Source organism: Streptomyces sp. P5F9 (genome assembly GCF_057961495.1).
Window position 1 is genome coordinate 1 of sequence record NZ_JBXVPZ010000487.1, and the last position, 6,971, is coordinate 6,971.

Annotated in this window: 5 protein-coding genes and 2 pseudogenes; 3 read left to right on the forward strand and 4 right to left on the reverse strand. The window is 69.2% G+C overall.

Translation table 11 applies throughout. The features are described 5' to 3' along the window. Positions 1-340 (forward strand): annotated as a pseudogene (locus tag AC31A1_RS43285) (aminoglycoside phosphotransferase family protein); the annotation flags it as partial. Here AC31A1_RS43285 and AC31A1_RS43290 read toward each other — a convergent pair. The 4 genes from AC31A1_RS43290 to AC31A1_RS43305 are packed head-to-tail and all read right to left on the reverse strand — an operon-like array spanning position 315 to position 4,180. Next, positions 315-1,091 carry a succinate dehydrogenase/fumarate reductase iron-sulfur subunit gene (locus tag AC31A1_RS43290; RefSeq protein ID WP_489658564.1) on the reverse strand — a complete coding sequence of 259 codons (777 nt, stop codon included), beginning with the start codon at positions 1,089-1,091 and terminating at the stop codon, positions 315-317. The pseudogene AC31A1_RS43285 and the gene AC31A1_RS43290 sit on opposite strands and share 26 nt — an antisense overlap. Then, positions 1,088-3,031, reverse strand: a complete 1,944-nt coding sequence (locus AC31A1_RS43295) for a fumarate reductase/succinate dehydrogenase flavoprotein subunit (protein ID WP_489658565.1) — start codon at positions 3,029-3,031, stop codon at positions 1,088-1,090. Before AC31A1_RS43295 ends, AC31A1_RS43290 begins: the two co-directional genes overlap by 4 nt. Before the next feature lie 18 nt (positions 3,032-3,049). Further along, positions 3,050-3,871 carry a hypothetical protein gene (locus AC31A1_RS43300; protein WP_489658566.1) on the reverse strand — a complete coding sequence of 274 codons (822 nt, stop codon included), beginning with the start codon at positions 3,869-3,871 and terminating at the stop codon, positions 3,050-3,052. Positions 3,872-3,889: 18 nt separating this feature from the next. Continuing rightward, positions 3,890-4,180: a hypothetical protein gene (locus tag AC31A1_RS43305; RefSeq protein WP_019058435.1), complete on the reverse strand. Its 291-nt coding sequence runs from the start codon at positions 4,178-4,180 to the stop codon at positions 3,890-3,892. A gap of 293 nt (positions 4,181-4,473) precedes the next feature. On the opposite strand from AC31A1_RS43305, the gene AC31A1_RS43310 reads away from it, so the two are divergent. Together AC31A1_RS43310 and AC31A1_RS43315 are read left to right on the forward strand one after the other, a co-directional pair. Further along, positions 4,474-6,639 (forward strand): ABC transporter family substrate-binding protein, encoded by a 2,166-nt coding sequence (locus AC31A1_RS43310; RefSeq protein ID WP_489658567.1) that lies wholly within the window; start codon positions 4,474-4,476, stop codon positions 6,637-6,639. Between the two features lie 106 nt (positions 6,640-6,745). Then, positions 6,746-6,971: pseudogene (locus tag AC31A1_RS43315) on the forward strand (hypothetical protein); the annotation flags it as partial.

Below are 6,971 nucleotides of genomic sequence, written 5' to 3' on the forward strand. Positions count from 1 at the left end.
GCCCCCCACCCTCATCCACGGCGAACTCGGCCCCGACCACGTCCGTGTGACCCCCGACGGAGACCTTGCCCTCATCGACATCGAGGGCCTCATGTACTTCGACGCCGAGTGGGAACACGTCTTCCTCAGCCTGCGCTTCGGCCACCATTACGACGCCCTGCGCACCGAGGGCCTGGACGAGGACCGCCTGGGCCTCTACCGCCTGGCGATGCACCTCTCCCTCGTGGCCGGCCCCCTCCGTCTCCTCGACGTCGGGGACTTCCACGACCCGGAGTTCATGCGCGGCATCGCGGAACACAACCTCGGCCAGGCCCTCAGCTTTCTGAAGAACGCCTCCTGATCTTCGACCCCAGCCACACCAGCGGATCGTACTTGCGGTCAACTGCCCGTTCCTTCAAGGGAATCAGCGCGTTGTCCGTGATGTGGATGCCCTCGGGGCAGACCTCGGTGCAGCACTTGGTGATGTTGCAGTAGCCGAGGCCGTGTTCGTCCTGGGCGGTCTTCTTGCGGTCGAGGCCGGAGTCCGCCGCCGCGTCCAGGGGGTGCATGTCCAACTCCGCGACCCGCATGAGGAATCGGGGGCCCGCGAACGCCGTCTTGTTCTCCTCGTGGTCGCGGACGACGTGGCAGGTGTCCTGGCACAGGAAGCACTCGATGCACTTGCGGAACTCCTGCGAGCGGTCGACGTCCTCCTGCATCATCCGGTACTCGCCGAGACCCACGCCCTCCGGCGGCACGAACGCCGGAACCTCCCTGGCCTTCTGGTAGTTGAAGCCGACGTCCGTGACCAGGTCGCGGATGACGGGGAAGGCGCGGAGCGGGGTGACCGTGATCGTCTCCTCGCGGGTGAACACCGACATGCGGGTCATGCACATCAGCCGGGGGCGCCCGTTGATCTCCGCCGAGCACGAACCGCACTTGCCCGCCTTGCAGTTCCAGCGCACGGCGAGGTCGGAGGCCTGGGTGGCCTGGATGCGGTGGATGATGTCGAGGATCACCTCGCCGTCGTTGACCTCGACCTTGAAGTCCTCCAGGCCGCCGCCCTCGACGTCCCCCCGCCACACCTTGAAGCGGGCCTCGTAGCTGCTCACTCGTAGAGCTCCTCTTCGGCGAGGTACTTGACCAGCTCTTCCTTCTCGAAGAGGGCGAGCAGGTCGGCGCGGATGGGGTCGGTCGTCTCGCGGGTCAGGGTGATCTGGCCGGACACCGGGTCGGTGGCCGCCAACCCGCCATTCGGGTCGGTCAGTTGGCAGATCAGGTTGATGCGGCGCCAGTCGCGGTTCATGCCGGGGTGGTCCTCGCGGGTGTGTCCGCCCCGCGACTCGGTGCGCTCCAGCGCGGCCCGGGCCACGCACTCGCTGACCAGCAGCATGTTCCGCAGGTCCAGGGCGAGATGCCAGCCGGGGTTGAACTGCCGGTGTCCCTCGACCCCGGCCCGCCGTGCCCGTACCCGAAGGTCGGCGAGTTTCTCCAGCGCCTGCTCCATCTCGCCCTCGCGGCGGATGATGCCGACGAGGTCGTTCATGGTCTGCTGGAGTTCCTGGTGGAGGGTGTACGGGTTCTCCGGTGGACGTCCGTTCTCCTTGCCGGGTTCGGGGCCCTCCGCCGAGAAGGGGCGCAGTGCCTCCGCCGCCGCGAGGTCCACCTCGGTGTCGTCGACCAGCGGGCGGCTGTCCGCCAGGTCCGCCGCGTGGTCCGCCGCGTGCCAGCCCGCCCGGCGGCCGAACACCAGCAGGTCGGAGAGGGAGTTGCCGCCCAGCCGGTTGGAGCCGTGCATGCCGCCGGCCACCTCACCGGCCGCGAACAGCCCCGGTACCCCGCGCGCCGCCGCCGTGTCCGAGTCGACGGCGATGCCGCCCATCACGTAGTGACAGGTCGGCCCGACCTCCATCGCCTCGGCCGTGATGTCGACGTCGGCCAGTTCCTTGAACTGGTGGTACATGGACGGGAGTCGGCGCCGGATCACCTCCGCGGGCATACGCGTCGACACGTCCAGGAAGACCCCGCCGTGCGGTGAGCCGCGGCCCGCCTTCACCTCGGAGTTGATGGCGCGGGCGACCTCGTCGCGGGGGAGCAGTTCGGGGGGACGGCGGTTGGTGTCGGGGTCCTCGTACCAGCGGTCGCCCTCCGCCTCCGACTCGGCGTACTTCTCCTTGAAGACGTCGGGGATGTAGTCGAACATGAAGCGTTTGCCCTCGGAGTTGCGCAGCACCCCGCCGTCGCCACGCACCGACTCCGTGACCAGGATGCCCTTCACGGACGGCGGCCAGACCATGCCCGTCGGGTGGAACTGCACGAACTCCATGTTCAGCAGGGGCGCTCCGGCGAGCAGCGCCAGCGCGTGCCCGTCGCCGGTGTACTCCCACGAATTCGACGTCACCTTGAAGGACTTGCCGATCCCGCCCGTCGCGATCACCACGGAGGGCGCCTCCAGGACCAGGAAACGGCCGGTCTCGCGCTCGTAGGCGAAGACCCCGGAGACCCGGCTCCCGTCCTTCAACACCCGTGTGACCGTGCACTCCTGATAGACCTTCAGGCGCGACTCGTAGTCGCCGGTCTCCTTGTGGTCCTCCTGCTGGAGGGACACGATCTTCTGCTGGAGCGTGCGGATCAGCTCAAGTCCCGTACGGTCACCGACGTGTGCGAGGCGCGGGTACTCGTGGCCGCCGAAGTTGCGCTGGGAGATCCTGCCGTCCTTCGTACGGTCGAAGAGGGCGCCCCAGGTCTCCAACTCCCAGACCCGGTCCGGGGCTTCCTTCGCGTGCAGCTCCGACATGCGCCACTGGTTGAGGAACTTGCCGCCGCGCAGGGTGTCGCGGAAGTGGACCTGCCAGTTGTCGTGCTCGTTGACGTTGGCCATCGCCGCCGCGATGCCGCCCTCGGCCATCACCGTATGGGCCTTGCCGAACAGCGACTTGCAGATCACCGCCGTACGGGCTCCGCGCTCGCGCGCCTCGATGGCGGCCCGCAGACCGGCGCCACCGGCACCGACCACGACGACGTCCCACTCCTGTCGCTCGACCACGGACATCAGAAGGCCCCACCCAATCTAAAAGAAGCGCGGATCATTGAAAGCACCGGACGCGACCAGATACACGTAGAAGTCGGCAGCCGCCACGCTGATCAACGACGCCCAGGCCAGCTGCATGTGACGGTTGTTCAGCTGCCCCACGAACTTCCACGCCTTGTAGCGCACGGGATGCTTGGAGAAGTGCTTGAGCTTGCCGCCGACGATGTGCCGGCAGGAGTGGCAGGACAGGGTGTACGCCCAGATCAGCACGATGTTGGCCACGAAGACGAGGGTGCCCAGGCCCATGTGGCCCCAGTGGTAGTGCTCGTCGCGGAAGGTCAGCACGGTGTCGTAGGTCAGGGTGCCCGCCACCAGGAGCGCCGCGTAGAAGAAGTACCGGTGGACGTTCTGCAGGATCAGCGGGAAGCGGGTCTCACCGCTGTACTTCTTGTGCGGCTCGGCCACCGCGCAGGCCGGGGGCGAGGCCCAGAAGCCCCGGTAGTAGGCCTTGCGGTAGTAGTAGCAGGTCAGGCGGAAGCCGAGCGGGAAGATCAGGATGATGATGGCGGGGGAGATGCCCCACCAGCTCCCGAAGAGGTCCGCGTTCGGGCCCGCGTGCATCGTCCGGCACCGGTCGGCCAGACAGGGCGAGTAGAACGGCGAGACATAGGGCGCCGAGTAGTAGTTCGAGTCCGCGAAGGCCCGCCAGGTCGAGTAGACGACGAAGGCCAGCAGTCCGGCGGCGGTGACGGCCGGGGCCAGCCACCAGCGGTCGGTCCGCAGATGCGGGGCGTCGATCGCGGCGCGCGTACCGGTGTGTACGCCGCCGCTCTTCGGTTGGGGTTCCGTACCAGTGGCCAAGTCAGGACTCCGGTCGGTTCAGGGTGCGTGGCGGTCGTGGGCGCCGAGTCCTTCGTCGTCCGAGTCCGTCCACAGGGTGTTGTCGTAGGGGGTGTCGGGGATGGAGACGAGATCGGGGCGCCGGGGGCGCTCGATCCCTGGTGCGGCGTCACGCAGCAGCGCGACGCTCTCGCGCAGCCGGTCGGCGTCGGCCTTGACCCTGCGCATTTCCAGGCCGCCGCTGCCGAATTGGTTCTCCAGCCGCCCCACCGACCTGAACAGGTCGTCGAGACAGCGCTGGACTGACGTCAGTTCGTCGTGCACGGACATGACGTGACCTCACTTCCGCGGGCGTCGGCCCTGGACGGCAACGTTCATGCGCCTGCGAGTGTTGCGCGTCACACCGGCCGGTGGGAAGCGGTGTGCACGGATTGGCCGGGGTGCGTTGGTGTGTACGGGGGCAGATTCGAACATTGCGCCGCACGGGTGGGCTTCCCGGCGCCCTCCGCCGTGTCTCCCCCCATGGCCGAACCGTTTCCTCTTCAGTGGCCGCAAAGATCTGATCAGCACCATATACGGCCAAAAGTGATCAGAAGTCCCGCGGTTTACCGGAGGTAGCAGTGATGTCCCACGACGGCGTCAGACTGCGCGCGGTCATGCGCTCGGTCGCCTTCCTCACCGCGGGCGCGCTCGCGGTGCCCACCCTCGCGGCGTGCAGCTCCGACGACGAGTCGGGCAAGCCGCTGGCCGGCCAGGACATCGCCCCCGTCGGCCGTGACCTGGTCGCCGACGGCTCCACCCTGAACTGGGCCGTCGACGACGTACCGGAGACCCTCAACACCTTCCAGTCGGACGCCGACGCCACCACGACCCGCGTCGCCCAGGCCGTCCTGCCCGCGATGTTCCGGCTCGACGCGCAGGGCCGCCCGCAGCGCGACGCCGACTACCTGGAGTCCGCGAAGGTCGTCGACACCGAGCCCAAGCAGGTCGTCCTCTACAAGCTCGACCAGCAGGCCGTGTGGAGCGATGGCCGCGAGATCGGCGCCGCCGACTTCGCCGCCCAGTGGCGCGCCCTGTCCGGCAAGGACTCCGCGTACTGGACCGCGCGCAACGCCGGCTACGACCGCATCGAGAAGATCGAGCGCGGCGCCAACAACCTTGAGGTCAAGGTCACCTTCAGCAGGCCGTACGCCGACTGGAAGGCGCTGTTCTCGCCGCTGTACCCCAAGGACGTCATGGGCACCCCGGACGCCTTCAACGACGGCGCGCGCCGCAAGCTGAAGGTCACCGCCGGCGCCTTCGGGGTGCAGAAGATCGACCGCAAGGACAAGGAGATCGTCCTCGCCCGCAACCCGCACTGGTGGGGCCGGCCCGCGAAACTCTCCCAGATCGTGCTGCACGCCGTACCGCTCGACAAGCGGGCCGCCGCGCTCGCCGACGGCACGGTCGACCTGGCCGAGATCGACCCCGCCGACGCGAGCCGTATCGCGCTCGCGGGCCGCGCCAAGGGCACCAGCACCCCGCTCCAGGGCGCGAGCCCCACCGGCAAGGACGAGAACAAGAACGAGAGCCGGCAGAAGAAGAAGCTCAGCAAGAAGGAGCGCAAGGCGCTCGCCACGTACCTGCGCCAGCAGGACGAGTTGCGCGCCTTCACCGTCCGCCGCTCCTTCGAGCCCGCCTACACCCAGCTCGCCCTCAACGGCTCCGAAGGTCCCCTCGCCGACGAGCGCGTCCGGCGTGCGGTGGCCCGCGCGCTCGACCGTACGGCGCTGGCGAAGGTCGTACTCCAGCCCCTCGGCCTGCCCGCTGTGCCGGTCGGCAGTCACCTCGCGCTCTCCGGGCAGGCCGCGTACGCCGACAACAGCGGGGCGCTCGGCGACCACGACACCGCGGAGGCGCAGGCGCTGCTCGCCGACGCCGGCTGGGTGCCCGGCGGACCGCTCAAGGACAAGGGCGAGAAGGCGGCCGGCGCCGAGAGCAAGAAGGGCAAGAAGTCCGACGACGAGGCCGAGTCCGAGGGCGGCTCCGACGGGCAGTACATCGTCGGCGAGGACAACAAGGACCCGCAGGACCACACCAAGAAGCACGGGCACGGCGACGAGAGCTCCAAGCACCTCGCCGACGGCAAGCAGTACGACGGCCGCAAGGTGAAGCAGGGCGGCGCGCCCGGCGCGTACGCCCCCAAGGGCACGGCCGCTCCGGCGGGCGCGAAGACCGGGACGCTCGCCAAGGACGGCAAGCCGCTCACCCTCCGCTTCGTGCTCCCCTCCGGGACCGGCTCGGAGTCACTGAGCACGGTCGCCGACAGCATCTCCCGGATGCTGGAGAAGGTCGGTATCCGCACGGAGATCACCAAGGTCTCCGACGACAGCTACTTCAAGGACCACATCGCGTCCGGCCAGTACGACCTCGCCCTCTACTCCTGGCCCGCGTCCGCCTTCCCCGCCACCGACGCCCGCCCGATCTTCGCCAAGCCGGTCCCGGCCGCGGACGGCTCCCTGAACGTCGAGCAGAACTACACCCGCGTCGGCACCGACCAGGTCGACCAGCTCTTCGACCAGGCCGCCTCGACCCTCGACGAGGACGAGTCCGCCGCCCTGGTCCGCAAGGCCGACGCCCGCATCTGGGCGGCGGCCGGCTCGATCCCCCTCTACCAGCGCCCCCAGCTCACGGCCGCCCGCAAGACCGTCGTCAACGCCGGCTCCTTCGGCTTCCAGACCCCGGTCTACGAGGACATGGGCTTCCTGAAGAAGGGCGCCCACCCCTCGGCCAGCCCGACCAAGGACTAGGGGATTAGCATCACCCGCACATGACGAGCACGGCCGCCGTCCCGCAGCTGCTTGCGGGGCGGCGGCCGTTGTACGGGGGTGGGTTGTGCGGGGCTGGGGAGCGGCGGTGGCCGTGGTGGTGCTGGGCGCGGGTTCGGCGGGTTGCGGAGTCACGGCGGGCAGCAGCCGGCTCTCCGCGGACGCGGCCACGATCTGCGCGCACGGGACGTACGCCTGGTCCGGCATCCGGCACGTCGAGCGGCTGACCGGGCTGCCCGACCGGATCACGTACGCCGACGGCGGGTACCAGGGTGTCATCGAACCCGTCTCCGGCACGGTCTACCGCCCCACCG

What these genes read in the sequence shown, in the direction of transcription:
- AC31A1_RS43305 (WP_019058435.1), bottom strand. Translation starts at nt 4,180, where the DNA reads ATGTCCGTGCACGACGAACTGACGTCAGTCCAGCGCTGTCTCGACGAC.
- AC31A1_RS43295 (WP_489658565.1), bottom strand. Translation starts at nt 3,031, where the DNA reads ATGTCCGTGGTCGAGCGACAGGAGTGGGACGTCGTCGTGGTCGGTGCC.
- AC31A1_RS43310 (WP_489658567.1), top strand. Translation starts at nt 4,474, where the DNA reads ATGTCCCACGACGGCGTCAGACTGCGCGCGGTCATGCGCTCGGTCGCC.